The sequence below is a fragment of the Klebsiella sp. FDAARGOS_511 genome (assembly GCF_003812845.1).
Lineage (GTDB): Bacteria > Pseudomonadota > Gammaproteobacteria > Enterobacterales > Enterobacteriaceae > Klebsiella > Klebsiella grimontii.
Map to the genome: position 1 here is coordinate 2,906,224 of NZ_CP033824.1, position 20,653 is coordinate 2,926,876.

At 54.7% G+C, this 20,653-nt stretch carries 19 protein-coding genes; 10 read left to right on the plus strand and 9 right to left on the minus strand.

The window, feature by feature from the left end:
• The first annotated feature begins 154 nt into the window (after positions 1-154).
• From glmS to EGY08_RS14995, 9 genes are all read left to right on the plus strand, one after another.
• Positions 155-1,984 (plus strand): glutamine--fructose-6-phosphate transaminase (isomerizing), encoded by a 1,830-nt coding sequence (gene glmS, locus EGY08_RS14950; protein WP_004871870.1) that lies wholly within the window; start codon positions 155-157, stop codon positions 1,982-1,984.
• Positions 1,985-2,300: 316 nt separating this feature from the next.
• The gene (gene pstS / locus EGY08_RS14960; RefSeq protein ID WP_004127017.1) at positions 2,301-3,341 is read left to right on the plus strand and encodes a phosphate ABC transporter substrate-binding protein PstS; all 1,041 of its coding nucleotides are present in this window, start codon (positions 2,301-2,303) and stop codon (positions 3,339-3,341) included.
• Between the two features lie 135 nt (positions 3,342-3,476).
• Positions 3,477-4,436 (plus strand): phosphate ABC transporter permease PstC, encoded by a 960-nt coding sequence (gene pstC / locus EGY08_RS14965; protein ID WP_004107261.1) that lies wholly within the window; start codon positions 3,477-3,479, stop codon positions 4,434-4,436.
• Positions 4,436-5,326, plus strand: coding sequence for a phosphate ABC transporter permease PstA (gene pstA / locus EGY08_RS14970; RefSeq protein WP_004107257.1), 891 nt, complete (start codon positions 4,436-4,438; stop codon positions 5,324-5,326). Before pstC ends, pstA begins: the two co-directional genes overlap by 1 nt.
• A gap of 47 nt (positions 5,327-5,373) precedes the next feature.
• Entirely contained in the window at positions 5,374-6,147 is a 774-nt protein-coding gene (pstB, locus tag EGY08_RS14975) for a phosphate ABC transporter ATP-binding protein PstB (protein ID WP_004107254.1), read from the plus strand.
• Between the two features lie 49 nt (positions 6,148-6,196).
• On the plus strand, positions 6,197-6,922 hold the full coding sequence (gene phoU / locus EGY08_RS14980) for a phosphate signaling complex protein PhoU (RefSeq protein WP_004107251.1): 726 nt from the start codon (positions 6,197-6,199) through the stop codon (positions 6,920-6,922).
• A gap of 469 nt (positions 6,923-7,391) precedes the next feature.
• Positions 7,392-9,038, plus strand: coding sequence for a carbohydrate porin (locus EGY08_RS14985; RefSeq protein ID WP_123828620.1), 1,647 nt, complete (start codon positions 7,392-7,394; stop codon positions 9,036-9,038).
• Positions 9,039-9,079: 41 nt separating this feature from the next.
• Positions 9,080-10,246: an esterase gene (locus tag EGY08_RS14990; RefSeq protein WP_123828621.1), complete on the plus strand. Its 1,167-nt coding sequence runs from the start codon at positions 9,080-9,082 to the stop codon at positions 10,244-10,246.
• Between the two features lie 54 nt (positions 10,247-10,300).
• Entirely contained in the window at positions 10,301-11,023 is a 723-nt protein-coding gene (locus tag EGY08_RS14995) for a glucosamine-6-phosphate deaminase (RefSeq protein ID WP_004127007.1), read from the plus strand.
• 56 nt (positions 11,024-11,079) lie between these two features.
• Here the strand turns inward: EGY08_RS14995 and yieH are convergent, their stop codons facing one another.
• Positions 11,080-11,745, minus strand: coding sequence for a 6-phosphogluconate phosphatase (yieH, locus tag EGY08_RS15000; RefSeq protein ID WP_004127005.1), 666 nt, complete (start codon positions 11,743-11,745; stop codon positions 11,080-11,082).
• A 167-nt stretch (positions 11,746-11,912) separates the two neighbouring features.
• On the opposite strand from yieH, the gene adeP reads away from it, so the two are divergent.
• Positions 11,913-13,250: an adenine permease AdeP gene (gene adeP, locus EGY08_RS15010; RefSeq protein WP_004127003.1), complete on the plus strand. Its 1,338-nt coding sequence runs from the start codon at positions 11,913-11,915 to the stop codon at positions 13,248-13,250.
• Positions 13,251-13,298: 48 nt separating this feature from the next.
• Here adeP and EGY08_RS15015 read toward each other — a convergent pair whose 3' ends face one another.
• The 8 genes from EGY08_RS15015 to EGY08_RS15050 all read right to left on the minus strand — a co-directional run bounded on the left by EGY08_RS15015 (position 13,299) and on the right by EGY08_RS15050 (position 20,630).
• Positions 13,299-13,865 carry an NADPH-dependent FMN reductase gene (locus EGY08_RS15015; protein WP_123828622.1) on the minus strand — a complete coding sequence of 189 codons (567 nt, stop codon included), beginning with the start codon at positions 13,863-13,865 and terminating at the stop codon, positions 13,299-13,301.
• 37 nt (positions 13,866-13,902) lie between these two features.
• Positions 13,903-14,640: a 4'-phosphopantetheinyl transferase family protein gene (locus tag EGY08_RS15020; RefSeq protein ID WP_123828623.1), complete on the minus strand. Its 738-nt coding sequence runs from the start codon at positions 14,638-14,640 to the stop codon at positions 13,903-13,905.
• A 147-nt stretch (positions 14,641-14,787) separates the two neighbouring features.
• On the minus strand, positions 14,788-15,747 hold the full coding sequence (gene yidZ, locus EGY08_RS15025) for an HTH-type transcriptional regulator YidZ (RefSeq protein WP_004126988.1): 960 nt from the start codon (positions 15,745-15,747) through the stop codon (positions 14,788-14,790).
• A complete protein-coding gene (locus tag EGY08_RS15030; protein ID WP_123828624.1) occupies positions 15,716-16,897 on the minus strand; it encodes an MFS transporter in 1,182 nt (393 codons plus the stop codon). The genes yidZ and EGY08_RS15030 overlap by 32 nt, the downstream gene beginning before the upstream one ends.
• Positions 16,898-17,066: 169 nt before the next feature.
• On the minus strand, positions 17,067-17,531 hold the full coding sequence (nanQ, locus tag EGY08_RS15035) for an N-acetylneuraminate anomerase (RefSeq protein WP_004126981.1): 465 nt from the start codon (positions 17,529-17,531) through the stop codon (positions 17,067-17,069).
• Positions 17,528-18,403 (minus strand): N-acetylmannosamine kinase, encoded by an 876-nt coding sequence (gene nanK, locus EGY08_RS15040; RefSeq protein ID WP_049113657.1) that lies wholly within the window; start codon positions 18,401-18,403, stop codon positions 17,528-17,530. Before nanK ends, nanQ begins: the two co-directional genes overlap by 4 nt.
• Positions 18,400-19,089 carry an N-acetylmannosamine-6-phosphate 2-epimerase gene (locus EGY08_RS15045; protein WP_004126973.1) on the minus strand — a complete coding sequence of 230 codons (690 nt, stop codon included), beginning with the start codon at positions 19,087-19,089 and terminating at the stop codon, positions 18,400-18,402. The genes nanK and EGY08_RS15045 overlap by 4 nt, the downstream gene beginning before the upstream one ends.
• 50 nt (positions 19,090-19,139) lie before the next feature.
• Positions 19,140-20,630 (minus strand): MFS transporter, encoded by a 1,491-nt coding sequence (locus EGY08_RS15050; protein WP_004126970.1) that lies wholly within the window; start codon positions 20,628-20,630, stop codon positions 19,140-19,142.
• Positions 20,631-20,653 lie beyond the last annotated feature (23 nt).

The following is a 20,653-nucleotide window of genomic DNA, read 5'->3' on the forward strand; positions in this document are numbered from 1 at the left end:
GGAAAGAGCGGGGTGAGGGGATAACATAATCCTCCCCCCACGGCAGTACCATAAAAATAACCCCACTCTCTACAAGGCTCGGGGCGCCCGGAAAAACGGGTAAACAGGTTGACCGACAACGTATGGCATACAGCCAAAATCGGAATTAAAAACTATGTGTGGAATTGTTGGCGCAGTCGCGCAGCGTGATATTGCTGAAATCCTTCTCGAAGGTTTACGTCGTCTGGAATACCGCGGTTATGACTCCGCCGGTCTGGCAGTCGTCGATAACGAAGGTCATATGAACCGCGTTCGTCGCCTTGGGAAAGTCCAGATGCTGGCCCAGGCGCTGGAAGAACATCCGTTGCACGGTGGGACTGGAATTGCCCATACCCGCTGGGCGACGCACGGCGAACCGTCTGAAGGCAACGCGCATCCGCATGTTTCTGACCATATTGTGGTGGTGCATAACGGAATTATCGAAAACCATGAGCCGCTGCGCGAGCTGTTGCAGTCGCGAGGCTACGTTTTTGTCTCCGAGACTGACACAGAAGTGATTGCGCATCTGGTTCACTGGGAGCTGGAACAAGGTGGCACCCTGCGTGAAGCCGTTCTGCGAACCATCCCGCAGCTGCGTGGCGCTTACGGCACCGTGATCATGGATACCCGCGATCCGGGTACGCTACTGGCCGCTCGTTCAGGCAGCCCGCTGGTCATTGGCCTGGGGATGGGGGAAAACTTCATTGCCTCCGATCAGCTGGCGCTACTGCCGGTTACCCGCCGCTTTATCTTCCTCGAAGAGGGCGATATTGCTGAGGTTACCCGCCGTTCGGTGACTATCTTTGATAAATCCGGCGCCGAAGTGCAGCGCCCGGACATCGAATCCAATCTGCAGTACGATGCAGGCGATAAAGGTATCTATCGCCACTACATGCAAAAAGAGATCTACGAGCAGCCGAACGCCATCAAAAATACCCTTTCCGGGCGCATTAGCCATGGTGAGGTTGATTTAAGCGAACTGGGCCCGCAGGCTAACGAGCTGCTGTCGCAGGTCGAGCATATTCAGATCATCGCCTGCGGCACCTCCTACAACTCAGGTATGGTTTCCCGCTACTGGTTTGAGTCGCTGGCAGGGGTACCGTGCGATGTCGAAATCGCCTCCGAGTTCCGCTACCGCAAATCGGCCGTGCGTCGCAACAGTCTGATGATCACCCTCTCTCAGTCAGGCGAAACGGCAGATACGCTGGCCGGTCTGCGCCTGTCGAAAGAGCTGGGCTATCTGGGCTCGCTGGCGATTTGTAATGTGCCCGGTTCTTCTCTGGTGCGTGAATCCGATCTGGCGATGATGACCAACGCCGGGACGGAAATCGGCGTCGCCTCGACCAAAGCCTTCACTACGCAGCTGACCGTTTTGCTGATGCTGGTGGCGAAACTGGCGCGCCTTAAAGGCCAGGACGCCGCTATCGAACACGAGATCGTGCATGGCCTGCAGGCGTTACCGAGCCGCATTGAGCAGGTGCTTTCGCAGGATAAGCGTATTGAAGCGCTGGCTGAGAATTTCTCTGACAAACACCATGCGCTGTTCCTTGGACGCGGCGATCAGTATCCCATCGCCCTCGAAGGGGCGCTGAAGCTGAAAGAGATCTCCTATATTCACGCAGAAGCCTATGCTGCCGGTGAGCTCAAGCATGGCCCGCTGGCGCTGATTGATGCTGAGATGCCGGTGGTGGTGGTGGCGCCGAACAACGAACTGCTGGAAAAACTGAAATCCAACATTGAAGAAGTTCGCGCTCGCGGCGGCCAGCTGTACGTCTTTGCTGACGGCGATGCGGGTTTCACCAGCAGCGACAATATGCACATCATCGAGATGCCGCACGTTGAAGAGGTTATCGCGCCAATCTTCTACACTGTACCGCTGCAGCTGTTGGCGTATCACGTCGCGCTGATCAAAGGGACTGACGTTGACCAGCCGCGTAACCTGGCGAAATCAGTTACCGTGGAATAACGGTTTTTACATCGTGACAGGGCTGCCATCCGGCAGCCCTTTTTATTTGCGGCGAACGGAGAGATCCTACCCGCTTTATGACAGTCTGTCATTTTTGAGACGCTTTTTTGTCGTCATAAAAATAAAATTTTTCGGCAATATTTTCTTCATTATCTTTATTAACAATATGATTTGTATTGTTTTTATTAAGCGTAAAATCCCGCTTTTTCGACTGTCATAAAACTGTAATAATTCGTACATTTTACTGTCACCTGTTTGTCCTATTTTGCTCACCATAGCTTCGAAACAATGGTTTACGAATCCAGCAGGAGACATTATGAACGTTATGCGTACCACCGTCGCAACAGTTGTCGCCGCGACCTTATCGATGAGCGCTTTCTCTGTTTTTGCAGCAGCAAGCCTGACTGGCGCAGGCGCAACTTTTCCCGCGCCGGTGTATGCCAAGTGGGCAGATACCTATAACAAAGAAACGGGTAATAAAGTCAATTACCAGGGTATCGGCTCCTCTGGCGGCGTAAAACAAATTACGGCCAACACCGTAGACTTTGGCGCTTCTGATGCCCCTCTGGCTGACGATAAACTGGCTCAGGAAGGTTTGTTCCAGTTCCCGACCGTTATCGGCGGCGTGGTGCTGGCGATTAACCTGCCTGGCGTGAAATCCGGTGAGCTGGTGCTTGACGGTAAAACGCTGGGTGACATCTACCTTGGCAAGATCAAAAAATGGGATGACGCAGCGATTGCTAAGCTCAACCCGGGCATGAAGCTGCCTTCTCAGAATATCGCAGTGGTTCGTCGTGCCGATGGTTCCGGTACTTCCTTCGTTTTCACCAGCTATCTGGCGAAGGTGAACGAAGAGTGGAAATCTAAAATCGGCGCGGGTTCAACCGTTAACTGGCCGACCGGTCTGGGCGGTAAGGGCAACGACGGCATCGCCGCGTTTGTTCAGCGTCTGCCGGGCTCTATCGGCTACGTAGAATATGCCTACGCAAAACAGAACAACCTCGCTTACACCAAACTGCTGTCTGCCGATGGCAAGCCGGTGAGCCCGACTGAAGATAACTTTGCTAACGCGGCAAAAGAAATCGACTGGAGCAAATCCTTTGCACAGGATCTGACTAACCAGAAAGGCGACAACGCATGGCCGATTACCTCGACTACCTTCATTCTGGTTCACAAGGCTTCCAATAAGCCAGAGCAGACCGCTGAAGTGCTGAAGTTCTTCGACTGGGCGTATAAAAACGGCGGTAAAGAGGCTAACGCGCTGGATTATGCAACCCTGCCGGAAAGCGTGGTTGAGCAGGTTCGCGCGGCATGGAAGACCAACGTCAAGGATAGCAGCGGTAAAGCGCTGTACTAATACCCGTCATACTTCGAGTTACAGGCGCGTTGGCAGCGCTTGCCTGTAGCTCGAATTATTTAGGGTATGGCATTACCTTTGCCAGAAAGATCAGTAAACTACGATTTTTTCTGGCCCGAAACTGAAGAGTAACGTATGGCTGCAACCAAGCCGGCATTTAACCCTCCGGGGAAAAAGGGTGACATAATTTTCAGCGTGCTGGTAAAACTGGCGGCGCTGATTGTGCTATTGATGCTTGGCGGCATCATCGTCTCCCTTATCATCTCGTCCTGGCCAAGCATTGAGAAATTCGGCTTTGCCTTCCTGTGGACCAAAGAGTGGGATGCGCCGAACCAGATTTTCGGTGCACTGGTGCCTATTTACGGAACGCTGGTCACCTCATTTATCGCGCTGCTGATCGCCGTACCGGTGAGCTTCGGTATTGCGCTGTTCCTGACCGAACTTTCACCCGCCTGGCTCAAGCGCCCGCTGGGTATCGCTATTGAACTACTGGCCGCAATCCCCAGTATCGTTTACGGCATGTGGGGCCTGTTTATTTTCGCCCCGCTGTTTGCGACTTACTTTCAGGAACCGGTTGGCAATGTATTGTCGACCATTCCGTTCGTTGGCGCGCTCTTTGCGGGCCCGGCATTTGGTATCGGTATCCTGGCGGCGGGCGTGATTCTGGCCATCATGATCATTCCTTATATCGCGGCCGTTATGCGTGACGTCTTTGAACAGACGCCGGTGATGATGAAAGAGTCGGCATACGGTATCGGATGTACAACGTGGGAAGTTATCTGGCGTATCGTTCTGCCCTTTACCAAAAACGGCGTGATTGGCGGAGTGATGCTCGGACTGGGGCGCGCGCTTGGGGAAACCATGGCGGTGACCTTTATTATCGGCAACACCTACCAGCTTGATAGCGCTTCGCTGTATATGCCAGGTAACAGCATCACCTCCGCGCTGGCCAACGAGTTTGCCGAAGCGGAAACCGGACTGCACGTTGCAGCCTTGATGGAGCTGGGTCTGATTCTGTTCGTTATCACCTTTATTGTTCTGGCCGCATCAAAGTTTATGATCATGCGCCTGGCTAAGAACGAGGGGGCACGCTAATGGCGACGATTGAACTACAAACCACCGCGGAGCTGGCGGAGTCTCGCCGAAAAATGCAGGCGAAACGCCGCATGAAAAACCGCCTCGCCCTGACGCTATCGATGGCGACCATGGCGTTTGGTCTGTTCTGGTTAATCTGGATCCTGATGTCCACCGTTACCCGCGGCATCGACGGCATGAGCCTGGCGCTGTTTACCGAAATGACCCCGCCGCCAAATACGGCGGGCGGCGGTCTGGCGAACGCCCTGGCAGGTAGCGGATTGTTGATTCTGTGGTCGACGGTTATCGGTACCCCACTGGGCATTCTGGCGGGGATTTATCTGGCGGAATATGGCCGTAAATCCTGGTTGGCTGAAGTCATTCGTTTTATTAACGACATCCTGCTTTCCGCGCCGTCGATTGTCGTCGGTCTGTTTGTGTACACCATCGTCGTTGCGCAAATGCAGCACTTTTCCGGCTGGGCGGGCGTGATTGCGCTGGCGCTGCTGCAGGTACCTATCGTTATTCGTACCACTGAAAACATGCTGAAGCTGGTTCCGGACAGCCTGCGCGAGGCGGCCTATGCGCTCGGTACGCCAAAGTGGCGAATGATTTCTGCGATCACCCTGAAGGCATCGGTATCGGGCATTATGACCGGTATCCTGCTGGCTATCGCCCGTATCGCCGGGGAAACGGCGCCGCTGCTGTTTACCGCGCTCTCCAATCAGTTCTGGAGCACCGATATGATGCAGCCGATCGCTAACTTGCCGGTGACGATTTTCAAATTTGCCATGAGTCCGTTTGCGGAGTGGCAGCAACTGGCATGGGCCGGGGTCTTGATTATCACCCTGTGCGTATTGCTGCTGAACATTCTGGCGCGCGTTATTTTCGCGAAGAATAAACACGGTTAATTTTTGCGGCGCGGCGAAACGCGGCGCCGAATGAGGAAGAGAACGAGATGAGTATGGTGAATACGACCCCGGGTAAACTTTCAGTACGTAATCTGAACTTCTACTACGGAAAATTCCATGCCCTGAAAAACATCAACCTGGATATCACCAAAAACCAGGTTACGGCATTTATCGGTCCGTCAGGCTGCGGTAAATCCACGCTGCTGCGTACGTTCAACAAAATGTTTGAGCTGTACCCGGAGCAGCGTGCGGAAGGTGAAATTCTGCTGGATGGCGATAATATTCTCACCAACACCCAGGATATCGCCCTGCTGCGCGCCAAAGTGGGGATGGTGTTCCAGAAGCCGACGCCGTTCCCGATGTCGATTTATGACAACATCGCCTTTGGCGTACGCCTGTTTGAGAAACTCTCCCGCGCGGATATGGACGAGCGAGTGCAGTGGGCTTTGACCAAAGCCGCATTGTGGAATGAAACCAAAGATAAACTGCATCAGAGCGGATATTCTCTCTCCGGTGGTCAGCAGCAGCGTCTGTGCATCGCGCGCGGTATCGCTATTCGTCCGGAAGTCTTACTGCTGGATGAGCCCTGCTCGGCGCTGGACCCGATCTCTACCGGGCGTATTGAAGAGCTGATTACCGAACTGAAACAGGATTACACCGTCGTTATCGTGACCCACAACATGCAGCAGGCCGCGCGTTGTTCCGACCATACGGCATTTATGTATCTTGGCGAGCTGATTGAATTCAGCAACACGGACGATCTGTTTACCAAGCCCGCTAAGAAGCAAACTGAAGATTATATTACTGGCCGCTACGGTTGATTGCCCTTCTGCTTTCAGGCTCTAACCTATTGGGCAATCAGGAGATACTATGGATAACCTAAACCTTAACAAACATATTTCCGGCCAGTTCAACGCTGAACTGGAGTACATCCGCACCCAGGTCATGACCATGGGTGGGCTGGTGGAACAGCAGCTTTCTGATGCGATCACCGCTATGCATAACCAGGACAGCGAGCTGGCGAAGCGCGTTATCGACGGCGATAAGCAGGTCAATATGATGGAAGTGGCGATCGATGAAGCCTGCGTACGCATCATCGCCAAGCGCCAGCCAACCGCCAGCGACCTGCGCCTGGTGATGGCGATTATCAAAACCATCGCCGAGCTGGAACGTATTGGCGACGTAGCGGATAAAATTTGCCGCACCGCGCTGGAAAAATTCTCCCAGCAGCATCAGCCGCTGCTGGTCAGCCTGGAATCGCTGGGGCGCCATACCGTGCAGATGCTGCACGATGTGCTGGATGCCTTTGCGCGTATGGACCTTGATGAAGCCGTGCGTATCTATCGCGAAGATAAGAAAGTTGACCAGGAATATGAAGGCATCGTGCGTCAACTGATGACCTATATGATGGAAGATTCGCGCACTATTCCAAGCGTATTGACCGCGCTGTTCTGCGCCCGCTCGATTGAGCGTATCGGCGACCGTTGCCAGAATATCTGCGAATATATTTTCTACTTCGTCAAAGGTCAGGATTTTCGTCATGTTGGCGGTGACGAGCTGGATAAACTGCTGGCGGGGAAAGACCCCAAAGAGTAATAAATCACAGAGACTAATTCTGATAAAAGGACATATCAGAATTAGTTATGATATATATTTCAGTTTTTTTTCATTAACAATAACGGTGCGATTGTCGTCACAAATAACAATTTCACCAATTGTGGTTTTATTTTTATAGCGTAACAATACGGTTTATCAATCGAGTGACTTGTCGTTACAAGGCTCGAATGGAAACGGCGGATTGTTACTGCGTAAGCAGGCAAAACCTGACATCACCTTTAATCTGGTGATGTCAGGTTTTTTTTTGCCAAATAATCCACTCGCAGTAGATGAATGGGGTTGTTACCGCCGTGCGGGCAAAACCTGAAGAAAATCGCCTCTGTTTTATGCAGAGAGTTTTCTTCAGGTTTTTTTATACGCTGCAAGGATGTCTGAGGGTAACCATGCCTCGCGCTGGTCGTTATTTTTCACGATGTTCAGCTGCACTCATTTTATATAAAGGGAATTTATGTTTAGAAGAAATCTGATTACATCTGCCATTATTATTATGGCGCCGCTCGCTTATTCTACCCATGCTATGGCGGCATCGTTGACGGTTGAGCAGCGCCTTGAACTTCTGGAAAAGGCGCTTAAGGATACGCAGTCCGAACTCAAAAAATATAAAGATGAAGAGAAAGCCAGAAATCAAATATGGGTCGCCAATACGCAGCCGGGCGAAAATAAAACGAGCGCGGCCCAGCAAGTTGTTAGCCCGCCAGCGCCGGCCCGCGCCGCCCAAAAACCGGCGGCAGTGCTGGTGAAAAATGAACAACCTGCGGCTAATGGCGAGTCTATCTATAGCTCCATAACGATGAAGGATTTCAGCAAGTTTGTGAAGGATGAAATTGGCTTCAGCTATAACGGCTATTACCGTTCCGGTTGGGGAACCGCCTCTCATGGATCGCCAAAATCGTGGGCGATTGGTTCGCTTGGCCGCTTTGGTAACGAATACTCTGGCTGGTTTGATTTACAGCTTAAGCAGCGGGTCTATCAGGAAGGCAATAGGCGTGTTGATGCGATCGTGATGTTAGACGGTAACGTCGGGCAGCAATATTCCAGCGGCTGGTTCGGAGATAATGCTGGCGGCGAGAACTATATGCAGTTCTCTGATATGTACGTCAATACCAAAGGTTTCCTGCCGTTCGCGCCGGAGGCGGATTTCTGGGTCGGCAAGCACGGCGCGCCGAAAATTGAAATCCAGATGCTGGACTGGAAAACGCAAAGAACCGATGCTGCAGCTGGCGTTGGTCTTGAAAACTGGAAGGTGGGCGCGGGTAAGTTTGATATTGCGCTGGTGCGCGAGGACGTTGATGACTACAACCGTACGTTGACCAAAAGCCAGCAAATTAACACCAATACTATTGATGTTCGTTATAAAGAGATCCCGCTTTGGGATAAAGCGTCATTGATGGTCAGCGGCCGGTATGTCGCGGCAAATCAGAGTTCATCCGAGAAATATAATGAAGGTAATAATGGGTATTATGAATGGAAAGATACCTGGATGGCGGGAACGTCGTTAACGCAGAAATTCGATAACGGCGGGTTTAACGAATTTTCATTCCTGCTGGCGAATAATTCCATCGCCAGCAGCTTCTCGCGGTACGCGGGATCCAGTCCGTATACCACATTCAACGGCAGATACTATGGCGATCATACTAACGGCACAGCCGTTCGTTTGACTTCCCAGGGAGAAACCTATCTGAGTGATGACATCATTATGGCTAACGCCATCGTTTACTCCTTTGGTAATGATGTCTACAGCTACGAGACCGGCGCACACTCCGATTTCGAATCTATTCGCGCCGTCGTTCGTCCCGCCTGGATCTGGGATAAATATAACCAAACCGGCGTCGAACTGGGCTATTTCAAACAGCAGAACAAAGATATCACCGGCAAGAAATATAACGAATCCGGCTACAAAACCACCTTGTTCCATACCTTTAAAGTGAATACCAGTATGCTGACCTCACGCCCGGAAATTCGTTTCTATGCTACTTATATTAAAGCGAAGGATATCGACCTAGATAAGGCCGCTAACAGCAACACCAGCAGCATTTTTGAAGATGGCAAGAACGATCAGTTTGCCGTTGGCGCCCAGGCTGAAATCTGGTGGTAAGGCTGGCAATGGCCAGGACAAAACTCTAAAGAGGAATAACGATGAAACGACATGCTATTTACTTCGCTCTGGCCCTGGCGGGCGCAGCGTTTACCGCTCATGCTGCGCCGTTTCCGGCCACGCCGAGCGCGGCGATCCCGGTCAGCCAGTATATTACGCAGGTTAACGGCGATAAGAGTATTACCTTCCGCCTGTTTGCCCCGGATGCAAAACGGGTATCCGTGGTGACGGGGGCAACGCCGGACACCTTCGTCTCCCACGATATGGCCAAAGATGAACAGGGGATCTGGACATGGAAAAGCGAAGCTCTGGCGCCCAACCTCTACGAATACTATTTTGATGTCGACGGATTCCGTTCAGTCGATACCGGTAGCCGCTATCAGAAGCCCCAGCGACAGGTGAATACCAGCCTGATTCTGGTCCCCGGCAGCATTCTTGACGATCGCGCGGTGGCTCATGGTGAACTACGCACCTTGACCTACCACTCAAAGGCGCTGAATTCTGAACGCCGTGTCTACGTGTGGACGCCGCCGGGCTATACCGGTACCGACGAGCCGCTGCCGGTGCTCTATTTCTATCACGGTTTTGGCGACAGCGGCCTGTCGGCCATCGATCAGGGACGTATCCCGCAAATCATGGATAACCTATTGGCGGAAGGTAAAATCAAGCCAATGCTGGTGGTGGTGCCGGATACCGAAACCGATATCCCTGAAGCGGTTGCGGAAAACTTCCCGCCGCAGGAACGGCGTAAAACCTTCTATCCGCTGAATGCGAAAGCGGCGGATAAAGAGCTGATGAACGATATTATTCCGCTGATTGATGCCCGCTTTAATGTGCGTAAAGACGCGGATGGTCGGGCGCTTGCCGGGCTGTCGCAGGGCGGTTATCAGGCGCTGGTCTCCGGAATGAACCATCTGGAGAGCTTCGGCTGGCTGGCGACGTTCAGCGGCGTAACGACCACCACGGTACCGGATGCCGGCGTCGAGGCGCAGCTAAACAACCCGCAGGCGATCAATAAGCAGCTGCGTAACTTCACCGTCGTCGTAGGCGAGAAAGACGCGGTCACCGGAAAAGATATCGCCGGACTGAAAGCGGAGCTGGAGAAGCAGAACATCAAGTTTGACTACCACGAGTTCCCGGGCCTGAATCATGAAATGGACGTCTGGCGTCCCGCCTATGCCGAATTCGTACAGAAGTTGTTCAAATAACATGAAGGAGTCAGTTCGCTGGCTCCTTATCTTCATTATATTCAGGGAAATAACATGAAGTTAATCGTGACGGAAGATTATGCCGAGATGAGCCTGGTCGCCAGCCATCATGTCTTAGGCTACATCACTGCGCCGCGGAGGATGAATCTGGCGGTAACGGCAGGCAGTACGCCGAAGAAAATGTATGAACATCTGACGGCAGCGATTAAAGGCAAATCGTTCTATTCTCAAGTCCATTATTACAATTTTGACGAGATCCCGTTCCGCGGACAGGATCGCGAAGGCGTGACAATTTCCAATCTGCGCAACCTGTTTTTCACTCCCGCTCAGATCCCTGAAGAGAACATTCACAAGCTCAGCCATGCAAACTTTATCCATCACGACCAGCGGTTACACGAAGAAGGGGGCCTCGATCTGATGGTGATGGGCCTCGGCGCTGACGGCCATTTTTGCGGTAACTTGCCGAATACCACGCGGTTCCACGATGCGACGGTGGAAGTTCCTATCATCGGGGGTTTGGTGGATCTCGTCGCGCACGGCGAAATGGGCGGCGACTTCTCCGCGGTGCCGGATAGCTACGTCACGATGGGGCCGAAAAGCGTCATGGCGGCGAAAAATTTGCTGCTGATCGTCAGCGGAGCGGCAAAAGCGCAGGCGCTAAAACAGGTGATTGAAGGCGAAGTCAGCGAGCGGGTTCCGGCATCAGTGCTGAAACTGCATCCATCCCTGGTGATAGTGGCTGATAAAGCGGCGGCTGCGGAATTGAGTCAACCGTAATCCACTTTCAGCGTAGCGCAGGCGGGACGCTCCCGGGTTGCGCTACGCTGCGGCTTTTATCGAGTAATATGCCAGCCGCGCGCTTTCCACAGTTCCGGCAGCGCTTCCAGACGGGTAAACGTCGTCACTTTCGGATGGTCGATGGGCTTGTTGTGCGGATCGGCGCAGAAGTAGAACACCTCCATGCCTGCCGCGATCCCCGACTGCGCGCCTGCGCTGGAGTCGTCGACCAGAATGCAGTTCTCGACGTTAACGTTCATCGCTTTTGCGGCATGCAGCATTAGCGCCGGATCGGGCTTCCAGCGCTGGATATCGTAGCCGCTATACAGACGCTCGGGGAAATGGCGCAGCATGCCTGTTTTACCGAGAGAGTGCTGCATTTTGCTGACCGGGCCGTTGGAGACCACGCACATCGGCACGTTGACCGCGTCCAGCAGCGCCTGGGCGCCAGAAATGACTTCCAGTTCAGTATCAAAAAGGCGTGCGACTTCATCGCGGTAAACCGGCTCAAGGGTCGCCTTATCCAGATTAACGCTGTACTCCGCGTTAATAGTATCGATAATCTCGTACAGCTTTACGCCTTTGAAGCGCTTAAAAATCTCTTCTAAATCCAGCGTAATGCCGAATTCCCTGAACATGTGAACGTAGGCGCGGGAGCAGATCACCTCGCTGTCGACCAGCGTGCCGTCACAGTCGAAAAATACTGCTTCTGGTTGGGTCATGTCGTTTCCATTTTAATAAGTTAACGTTTTCGTCATGCTGATTGGTGAGACGCAATCGTTGCCGTATAAGCAAAATCGATGAAAAAAAGTATCTCACAACCGCCCTTATTGTCGCATTTTGGTATAGGATAGCGACGAATTTTCCCTCCTTTGTTCGGAAACCGATAATGAGTCAACAACAAACCAGCCAGTCATCTGGCCAGGGTCTGCTGGAGCGCGTGTTCAAATTACGTGAACACGGCACCACGGCACGCACCGAAGCGATTGCAGGTTTCACCACTTTTCTGACAATGGTGTACATCGTTTTTGTTAACCCACAGATTCTCGGCGTGGCGGGTATGGATACCAGCGCCGTTTTTGTCACAACCTGTCTGATTGCCGCATTCGGCAGCATTATGATGGGGCTGTTCGCTAACCTCCCGGTGGCGCTGGCGCCGGCAATGGGCCTGAACGCCTTCTTTGCTTTTGTCGTGGTACAGGCGATGGGCTTGCCCTGGCAGGTCGGGATGGGCGCGATTTTCTGGGGCGCCGTTGGCCTGCTGCTGCTGACGATTTTCCGCGTGCGCTACTGGATGATTGCCAATATCCCGGTTAGCCTGCGTATTGGCATCACCAGCGGTATCGGCCTGTTTATCGGTATGATGGGCCTGAAAAATGCGGGCGTTATCGTCGCCAACCCGGAAACCCTGGTGAGTATCGGCAACCTGACGTCCCACAGCGTGCTGCTGGGTATTCTTGGCTTCTTTATTATTGCAATTCTGGCTTCCCGCAACATCCACGCGGCGGTGTTGGTTTCTATCGTGGTTACCACGCTGCTGGGCTGGATGCTGGGTGACGTTCACTACACAGGCATCGTTTCCATGCCGCCGAGCGTGACTACGGTGATTGGTCATGTTGACCTGGCGGGCTCGCTGAATCTCGGCCTGGCGGGCGTGATCTTCTCGTTTATGCTGGTTAACCTGTTCGACTCCTCCGGCACGCTGATCGGCGTGACCGATAAGGCCGGTCTGGCCGATGCGCAGGGCAAGTTCCCGCGTATGAAGCAGGCGCTGTTTGTCGATAGCGTATCGTCCGTTGCGGGCTCCTTTATCGGCACCTCTTCCGTAACCGCCTATATTGAATCGTCCTCGGGCGTTTCCGTGGGCGGCCGTACCGGCTTAACCGCCGTGGTCGTTGGGCTCTTGTTCCTGCTGGTGATTTTCCTGTCGCCGCTGGCGGGTATGGTCCCGGCCTATGCCGCAGCCGGTGCGCTGATTTACGTTGGCGTCCTGATGACCTCCAGTCTTGCGCGGGTGAAGTGGGATGATTTAACCGAATCAGTGCCTGCGTTTATTACCGCCGTGATGATGCCGTTCAGCTTCTCCATTACGGAAGGTATTGCCTTAGGCTTTATCTCTTACTGCGTTATGAAGATTGGTACCGGCCGCCTGCGTGACCTCAGTCCGTGCGTGATTGTGGTTTCGCTGCTGTTTGTACTGAAGATTGTGTTTATCGACGCGCATTAATACCTGCGCCGTCACACTCGCCCTTTCTGGCGAGCGTGACGGCGTCTGTCAGGCCTTAACCCGCTGAATATACTCGGCAAAAGCGCTCAGCTGTCCGCTCAGATGATCGAGCGTACTCTGATCGACGACTTTCCCCTCCTGCGGATCCACTTTGTTCTGAATCATGCCGCCCATAAATTCGGGCTTATTCATCACCATTGCATCGAGGAATACCAGAATCTGACGCAGGTGATACTGACAGCGCGCACCGCCAATAGCCCCCATCGAACTGGTTTGAATCAGTACCGGCTTACCGGCCAGCGGCTGTTCCGGCAGACGAGATAGCCAGTCGATGGCGTTTTTCAGGCCGCCGGGAACCGAATAGTTATATTCTGGCGTCACGATGACCACACCGTCGGCCTCGCGAATTTGCTGCGCGATATCCTGAACGCTTTGTGGGAATCCCTCTTCCTGCTGGACATCGGCATCATAGAGTGGAATATCGCCAATGGACGGTAATGCGGAAACCGCCATACCTGCGGGCGCGATGCCGGGGAGGGTACGCGCGACCATGGCATTAAAAGAGCCTTTGCGCAGACTTCCGAGTAACGTAACAATTTTCAACGTATCAGACATAATTGCTCCTTTGCATCATGATGGCCGGGAAAACCGGTCAGTTGAGGGAGATGGCTTTTTCTAACGGTAAATGGGTAAAGCGCATAAGCCGGGCGGACGGTTCTTTGGCGCGAGCCTGCGCGTCGGGCAGGCTGCGCCAGCCCTCTTTACCATTATATTCCCAGACTTTCAGCTGACCGATATCCGGGCTGGCGGCGATGGACCAGACCAGCACCGTTTCGGCATCGCAGACGGCTTCGATTGCCTGCGTCCCACTTGTCCTTAACCGCCCGGAGCCCGGAAGAAGCTGTAGGTTAACGGCGGTTTCGCCGGTCAGTTTCATGACGCTTTTGCGCAGCGCGTCAGGCTGAGCGCGAGCTTCGTCAGGATCGTGCTGATTGCTAATCCATACACGCTCATTACTGTTGAAAACGTAGCGGTCGGCGTCGTGCGGGGAGTGTAAACCGCGGGTGGCGTGCGGTAATTCCATACCCAGGCCGCAATCGCCTTCGGTGGTTAACGCGACGCCAACGATATTTCCGGCATAGGAGATGGAGAAACGCGGGAGATGTTCGTCGCGAAATGCGGGTTTTCCATTTTCTTCATCAATGATTTCAGGTAGTTCGCTGATGCCGTACAACATAAAGAGGAGTTCTGCGAGGAGTGACCGGGAAGCGCGATAGCGGCTTTGTCGGTACTCAGGCAGGCGCCTGGCGGATTGATGGCAGGCCGCTGACAGGCGTGTTGATAGCGGTTCCCGGGTGTTGAGTATCCCTCTTGCAAAATGCGTTGCCATTCGTCGCTCCGTGATTAATGGTCAATGATAGAAATTGCGAATTATATTATCGCTCAGAATTGTCAGGTTTTAATGCGGAAATCATCCGTTGAAAAGAGAAATCGCATGAATTTTACAATTTATTGCGCAAGGCGGGCTAAACCAGCGCTATAGCGGTTCAGTGTAAAGCTGTCTCAGCGTTTCTCGTAGCCAGACGATCTTCGGGTTGTAGCTGTTGCGCTTATGCCACAGGAGGGTAAAGGGGACGCGTATTTTCTCCAGCTGCGACGGTTCCAGCGGCAGCGGCAGTGAGACCAGCGGCAGATGATGCTGCTGATTGTAGCGCTGGCAATAACGCGGGGCGGTGGCCAGCATCGTATGATGAGGCTGGGCTGCCATAAACAGCGACTGTTCAAAGCCCGGAACGGTTAACGCCACGGTGCGTTTATGCCCCAGGTCGTGCAGAACATCATCCAGCGCCCAGGTATCGCTTTGTTCCCAACAGATATTGATATGCGGGTAGCGCAGGAAAGCGTCCAGATTCCATTCATCGTTCAGCGCGGGATGGTCGGCGCGCAGCCATACCTGCGGTAGATCGGTGAACAGGATTTCAAAATCGATATACCAGGGCAGCAGGCTGAGCTGTTCACGGGAGCGAGGATGGGTTTCCCGGCCGCAAAAACCGATGTCGACTTCGCCGCGAATAATGGCATCCAGCGAATCGTAATCCCAGTTGCGCAGGCGGATCAGCGCCTGCGGATAGCGCTGGTAGATCCGCTGTGAAAGCGTATTCAACAGGATCATCAGCAGGGGCGACTCCGCCGCCAGCTCAAACTTTAGCCCGCTTGGCATAGTGTGATGGGGCTTGTCGAGGATCTGATTACCCATCTGCATCCAGTCCGCCAGATCCTGCTCCATACTGCTCATCAGCGGCGTGGGCGACAGCCCCAGAGGCGTTTTGACAAACAGCGGATCGTCAAACCAGGCTCGGAGTTTGGCCAGCGACTTGCTCACCGCCGATGGCGAAACGTTCATCCGCTTCGCCGTGCGGGTAACGCTGAGCTCCTGAGTTAAGAGCTGCAGGCACAGCAGTAAATTAAGATCGAGACTCGACAGGGGTTTCTTCATAGCGTTGCGCGGCCCGCGCCGGAGAGGCGACCATAATCAGAACAATACTCACTATGCTACAGGCAATAAGTATCCCGATCAGCATATTCATCGCGCTGAGCCCGATGATAGCCGCCAGCCAAATCCACAGTGAAGAGCCGCAAACCTGAGCAATCCCCAAAACTGAACTCGCCATGCCAGCGCGTAGAGTAAATGGCCCCAGGGCCTGGCTCATCGCCACGCCAAAGCCGGCGGAGAACCCGGCGCAAATCAGTCCCAGCCCCAGCATCGTTATCGTCTGGCTGGTGGCAAGGCTCAGCAGCACGCCCGCGATAAAAAAGAGCGCCTGCGAGGTCAGCATCAGGGTGCGGGGTTTAAAGAGCGACAGAGCAAACGGCGTCGAGAACGATACCACCATGCTCACTAGCGCCATGAGTGCCATCGCCATGGAATAAGTCCCGCGATCGAAGCCCATCACTTCCATCATGAGCACCGGGGAGACGTTAACGTAGGTCAGAATAGCCGTCACGCTGAGGGTAGTCATGATCATTCGGCTGAGGAAAAAGCGGTTAAGCAGCGATTCGAGGGCCACATTTTGCTGCGCCGCCTGCGGAACGGATGTTGGACGCGTTTCCCGCAAGATAAATATCGACAGCAGTCCCACCAGAACGCCCATGCCGGTCATGGTATAGAACAGGCTCTGCCAGGGGTATTTCAGCATAATCAGGTGGCCGAGTACCGGCGCCAGCACCGGAATAATGCAGGTGATGCCGTTAAGGAGGGAAAGCACCTTCGCCCGGCGGCGATCGTCGAGGGTATCGCGCAGCACCGCAAAGGCAACGACGTAGCAGCTGCCGGCGCCAATCCCCTGAATAAAACGCCCCGCCAGGAAGTGGGCGCTGACCTGCGCCTGCGAGCAGATAAGGGAGGCGAGTATGAAAACAACGGCGCCGAAAATCGCCACTGGCTTACGGCCTGACTTGTCGGCGATACGGCCAGCAAACAGCATGGCTGCGGCCATCCCCGCCAGATAAACCGAGAAGGCGATGTGCAGCTGCGCTTCACTAGCCCCCAGATCCTGCGCAATGCGCGGCAGGCCGACCAGATACATATCAATACCGGATGGATAAAGCAGAACCAGCGCAAAACTGCAGATAAGAAAGCGTGCCATAGAACCCTCGCATAAGATTGCCGTACAGCATAGAGGGGTTCGTGCGGTAGTACGAGTTGCCATTTGGACAACAATGATTTCCTGGGAGGAAAAGCGACGAAGCAAGCGCCGCTTTGGCGTCGGGAGGCCATCCCGCCAGGAGGCATACCTGGCGGGCGAAGGAAGCGACTCAGACAAGCAGCGCGCGGTTAACTTTAATTACTGCTTTTTTTATCTCCATGCTCGCTGCGCCCTGCACGCCCGGCTTATGCGGTTCGCCAGGAAAAAAAATGGCGAACATGCCAGGCTTCAGGGTCACCTGCTGCTGGTCGGCGATAGCTGCGCACAGCTGGTAGTCCTCTTCTTTATGCCAGACGTCGCACTCACGGGCGCTGTCGGCTACGCCGCAGTGGATTGTCTCCTCGCCTTGCAGCAGGATCTGAATATCAATAAATTTTTCGTGCAGCTCCGCTTTTTTACTTTCCGCCGACTGCGTGGCGAAGCGCATGACGTTCATATAAATATCATCGCCCTGCAACTCATAACGACCCGGCTCACACTGCTGCGGCTGAACTTTTACGGCCAGCCTCACGGCCTGAAGCAGAACGGGTAACAGTCCCGCGCGTTCCGGATGGTGGATATCGCCGATAATCATAATGCTTTGTCCTCCGCTAACAACGCCGCGCCAATCAGACCGGCATCATGCTGATAGTGTGCGGCTACAATCTTCGTCTGATAGACCGCAGGTTCCTGCGCCAGATAGGTCTCAACTAGCGGGAGATAGCCGGGCGCCAGCCCGATGCTGCCGCCCAGTACGGCACACTGGCAGTTAACGCTGGCCTTCATGTCGGCAATCAGCCGGGCGATGGTTTGCGCCGAACGGTGGACTAACGACGTTGCCTGCGGATGGCCGCTCTGCGCAAGAGTAAAAATGGATTTGGCCGTCATCCCCTGCAGATCGTCCGTCGCCAGCGCGGCGATCCCTCTGCCGGAGGCAATAGCCTCTACGCAGCCGGTGCGACCGCAGCCGCAGCGCGGACCGTGCGGATCGGCCAGCGTGTGCCCGATATGCCCGGCTAGCCCCTCGTTCCCGGACAGGAGCCGACCGTTGCAGATGATACCGCCGCCCACGCCCGTTGAGATGGTGATGAATACCATCTCGTCGGCATCGACAGACAGGGCGTGATATTCGGCCCAGGCCGCCGCCTGCGCATCGTTCACGACCAGGCACGGTCGCCCCGTCAGCTGCGCCAGCGTCTCCCGCAGAGGAAACTGCGCCAGCCCGCCAAGGTTATCCGGGTTTAACGCCGTCAGTACGCCGTGACGAATGATTCCCGTCGAGGCGACCGCTATCCGCCGGGCCTCCCCCGCGAAAGGCGCGACCAGCGCGCTCAACGCCTCCGTCAGTGCCGCCGGCGTTTTGCTGGCGGGCGTCGGCAGCGCTCGTTTCTCCAACAGACGATGCTGCGTATCAATTAGCGCGGCGGCCAGCTTGGTGCCGCCGATGTCTATCGCCAGCGTCGTCATAGCGCAACCTCAGCCAGCGCATCGCGGTACCACTGGCAGATGTGTTCAATACGCGTAATCGCGGAACCGACGGTCACCGCCCATGCGCCTTGCATTATGGCCTGCGCTGCCAGGGCCGGGGAGTTGAACCGCCCTTCGGCAATGACCCGGTATCCTTTGGCGCTCAGCGCCTGCACTAGCGGGAAATCCGGTTCGGTAGGTACCGCATCCGTGGTATACCCGGACAGCGTAGTGCCGATAATTTCTGCGCCCAGAGCGTGGCAGCGAGTACCGTCTTCAAGGTTCGAGCAGTCTGCCATCGCGACGCAGCCCTGCTGATGAATACGCTCGATAGTCGCCTTCACGCTGGCCGGACGCGGGCGATCCGTGCCGTCAAAGGCGATAATATCCGCACCCGCCTGCGCCAGCGCGTCCACATCCTCAAGGAACGGCGTGATGCGCACCGGCGAGTCCGGCAGGTCGCGCTTGATGATGCCGATAATGGGTACTGAAATAAGTTCGCGCGTGGCCTTCAGGTTATTAATGCCTTCAATACGTACCGCGACTGCTCCCGTCTTGACCGCCGCCAGCGCCATCGCCGCGACTATTTCAGGCTTATCTAACGGGCTGCCCGGCACCGGCTGGCACGAGACAATGAGTCCGCCCAATTCTTTAACCTTCACATCCAAAGTATCAAATAAAGACATAGCGCTATCCCTTACTTCCGTTTGCGCCCGACAGCGCCGGGCGCATGAATTTAATGTTTACTGCAAAGCGGAGCGTCCGCTTTGTCGTGACGAACCTTTGCCCCGCTAAACGGTTTGCCATCAATAGCGTCATGGGTTCGCAGCGCCTCCGGGCGAATCCAGCGCTGTACGCGAGACGGCATATCCAGGCCAATCAGCAGGATCACCACAAACGTCAATCCAAAAGAGAGCGATCCCAGCGCCGTACCCAGATGCATATGCTGTGCGACCAGCGCGCCGAGGACCGGCGCCGCCGCACCGCCCAGAGCGCCGACGTTGTAGGTGAAGCCCAGACCGGCAGCGCGCTGATCGGTGTCAAAGTAACCACCGATCAGTTTCGGCAGTATTCCCGCGATCCCCTGTCCCAGCATCTGCTGGAAGAAGAGCAGGAGGCCCAGACCCCAGAGGCTGGCGCCGCCGATGGCGAAGACAGGGATAATCAGTACCTGCGAGGCCAGCAGGCTGTAAACGTAGGCTTTACGCGTGCCCAACCAGTCGCCAAGGAATCCGCCGACGATGCAACCGACGGCCGCACCGAATCCACTGAAGAAAAGTACCTTCGCAACCGTCGCCGGATCGTATGCCAACTCGGTTTTCAGATAGGTTGGCAGCAGCGCCTGGATAGGCCACGAATAGAGGAAGGCGAACAGAACGACAACCATCAGCATCACGCCGGTCGGCCAGCGTTTTCCGCTGCTCTGTACCATGAAGCTGATGAAAATAACGGTGCAAACGAGCGCCAGGGCAATCACCACCAGCGGGTTGTGCTGGTTACCTGCGAAGCAGAACCACAGCGCTGCCGTTGCGATCAGCGTCGTTGCTATATTCATGGCGCGATATTTACCGCGATAGAGGATATCCACCATCGTCCGCACCGGCGCTTTCTTCGTCTGCCGCTCTTTCCAGTCTTCCGTTTCCGGAATATTTTTACGCAGCCACAGCGCGAAAATAATCGGCAAAATGCCGAGGAAGAATAAGGCGCGCCAGCCCCAGAGGGGCACCACCAGGCTGTAAACCTGCGCCGCCACAACGGCGCCGACGGAAAAGCCTGAAATCAGGAAACCGCTGGCTTTGTTACGCAGATGTTTTGGCCAGCTTTCAATAACATAGGTGGCGCTGGAGCCGTACTCGCCGGCCATCCCCATTCCGATCACCATTCGGGCGATAAACATCGAGGTGTATCCCGGCGCAAAGCCGCAGGCCAGCGTACCGACGGAGAAAAGAATAATACTGCTGACCATCGCCAGGCGGCGGCCATAGCGGTCGCCCATTGCCCCCAGCAGCAGGCCGCCGAACCAACGGGAGATAAATGCCGCGGAGATAATACTCGCCGCCTGGACCGTGGTGAGCTGAAATTCGCTTTGTACTTCGGTGAGCACCAGAGCGATTAAAACGAAATCAAAACCATCCAGTAAATAGCCCAGCCAGGCTGCAGAGAAAGCCCGCCACTGGGACTTATTGAGATGCTTATACCATGGTTTGGTACTTATTATTTCACTCATATGCTCTCCTGTGATGAGCAGCG

Bases quoted from the DNA above. Each gene is read 5' to 3' on its own strand.
- pstS (WP_004127017.1), top strand. From the start codon at position 2,301: ATGAACGTTATGCGTACCACCGTCGCAACAGTTGTCGCCGCGACCTTA.
- EGY08_RS15015 (WP_123828622.1), bottom strand. From the start codon at position 13,865: ATGTCTGATACGTTGAAAATTGTTACGTTACTCGGAAGTCTGCGCAAA.
- pstC (WP_004107261.1), top strand. From the start codon at position 3,477: ATGGCTGCAACCAAGCCGGCATTTAACCCTCCGGGGAAAAAGGGTGAC.
- adeP (WP_004127003.1), top strand. From the start codon at position 11,913: ATGAGTCAACAACAAACCAGCCAGTCATCTGGCCAGGGTCTGCTGGAG.
- EGY08_RS15020 (WP_123828623.1), bottom strand. From the start codon at position 14,640: ATGGCAACGCATTTTGCAAGAGGGATACTCAACACCCGGGAACCGCTA.
- EGY08_RS14995 (WP_004127007.1), top strand. From the start codon at position 10,301: ATGAAGTTAATCGTGACGGAAGATTATGCCGAGATGAGCCTGGTCGCC.
- pstB (WP_004107254.1), top strand. From the start codon at position 5,374: ATGAGTATGGTGAATACGACCCCGGGTAAACTTTCAGTACGTAATCTG.
- EGY08_RS15050 (WP_004126970.1), bottom strand. From the start codon at position 20,630: ATGAGTGAAATAATAAGTACCAAACCATGGTATAAGCATCTCAATAAG.
- glmS (WP_004871870.1), top strand. From the start codon at position 155: ATGTGTGGAATTGTTGGCGCAGTCGCGCAGCGTGATATTGCTGAAATC.
- yidZ (WP_004126988.1), bottom strand. From the start codon at position 15,747: ATGAAGAAACCCCTGTCGAGTCTCGATCTTAATTTACTGCTGTGCCTG.
- EGY08_RS14990 (WP_123828621.1), top strand. From the start codon at position 9,080: ATGAAACGACATGCTATTTACTTCGCTCTGGCCCTGGCGGGCGCAGCG.
- EGY08_RS14985 (WP_123828620.1), top strand. From the start codon at position 7,392: ATGTTTAGAAGAAATCTGATTACATCTGCCATTATTATTATGGCGCCG.
- pstA (WP_004107257.1), top strand. From the start codon at position 4,436: ATGGCGACGATTGAACTACAAACCACCGCGGAGCTGGCGGAGTCTCGC.
- phoU (WP_004107251.1), top strand. From the start codon at position 6,197: ATGGATAACCTAAACCTTAACAAACATATTTCCGGCCAGTTCAACGCT.
- nanQ (WP_004126981.1), bottom strand. From the start codon at position 17,531: ATGATTATCGGCGATATCCACCATCCGGAACGCGCGGGACTGTTACCC.
- yieH (WP_004127005.1), bottom strand. From the start codon at position 11,745: ATGACCCAACCAGAAGCAGTATTTTTCGACTGTGACGGCACGCTGGTC.
- EGY08_RS15045 (WP_004126973.1), bottom strand. From the start codon at position 19,089: ATGTCTTTATTTGATACTTTGGATGTGAAGGTTAAAGAATTGGGCGGA.
- EGY08_RS15030 (WP_123828624.1), bottom strand. From the start codon at position 16,897: ATGGCACGCTTTCTTATCTGCAGTTTTGCGCTGGTTCTGCTTTATCCA.
- nanK (WP_049113657.1), bottom strand. From the start codon at position 18,403: ATGACGACGCTGGCGATAGACATCGGCGGCACCAAGCTGGCCGCCGCG.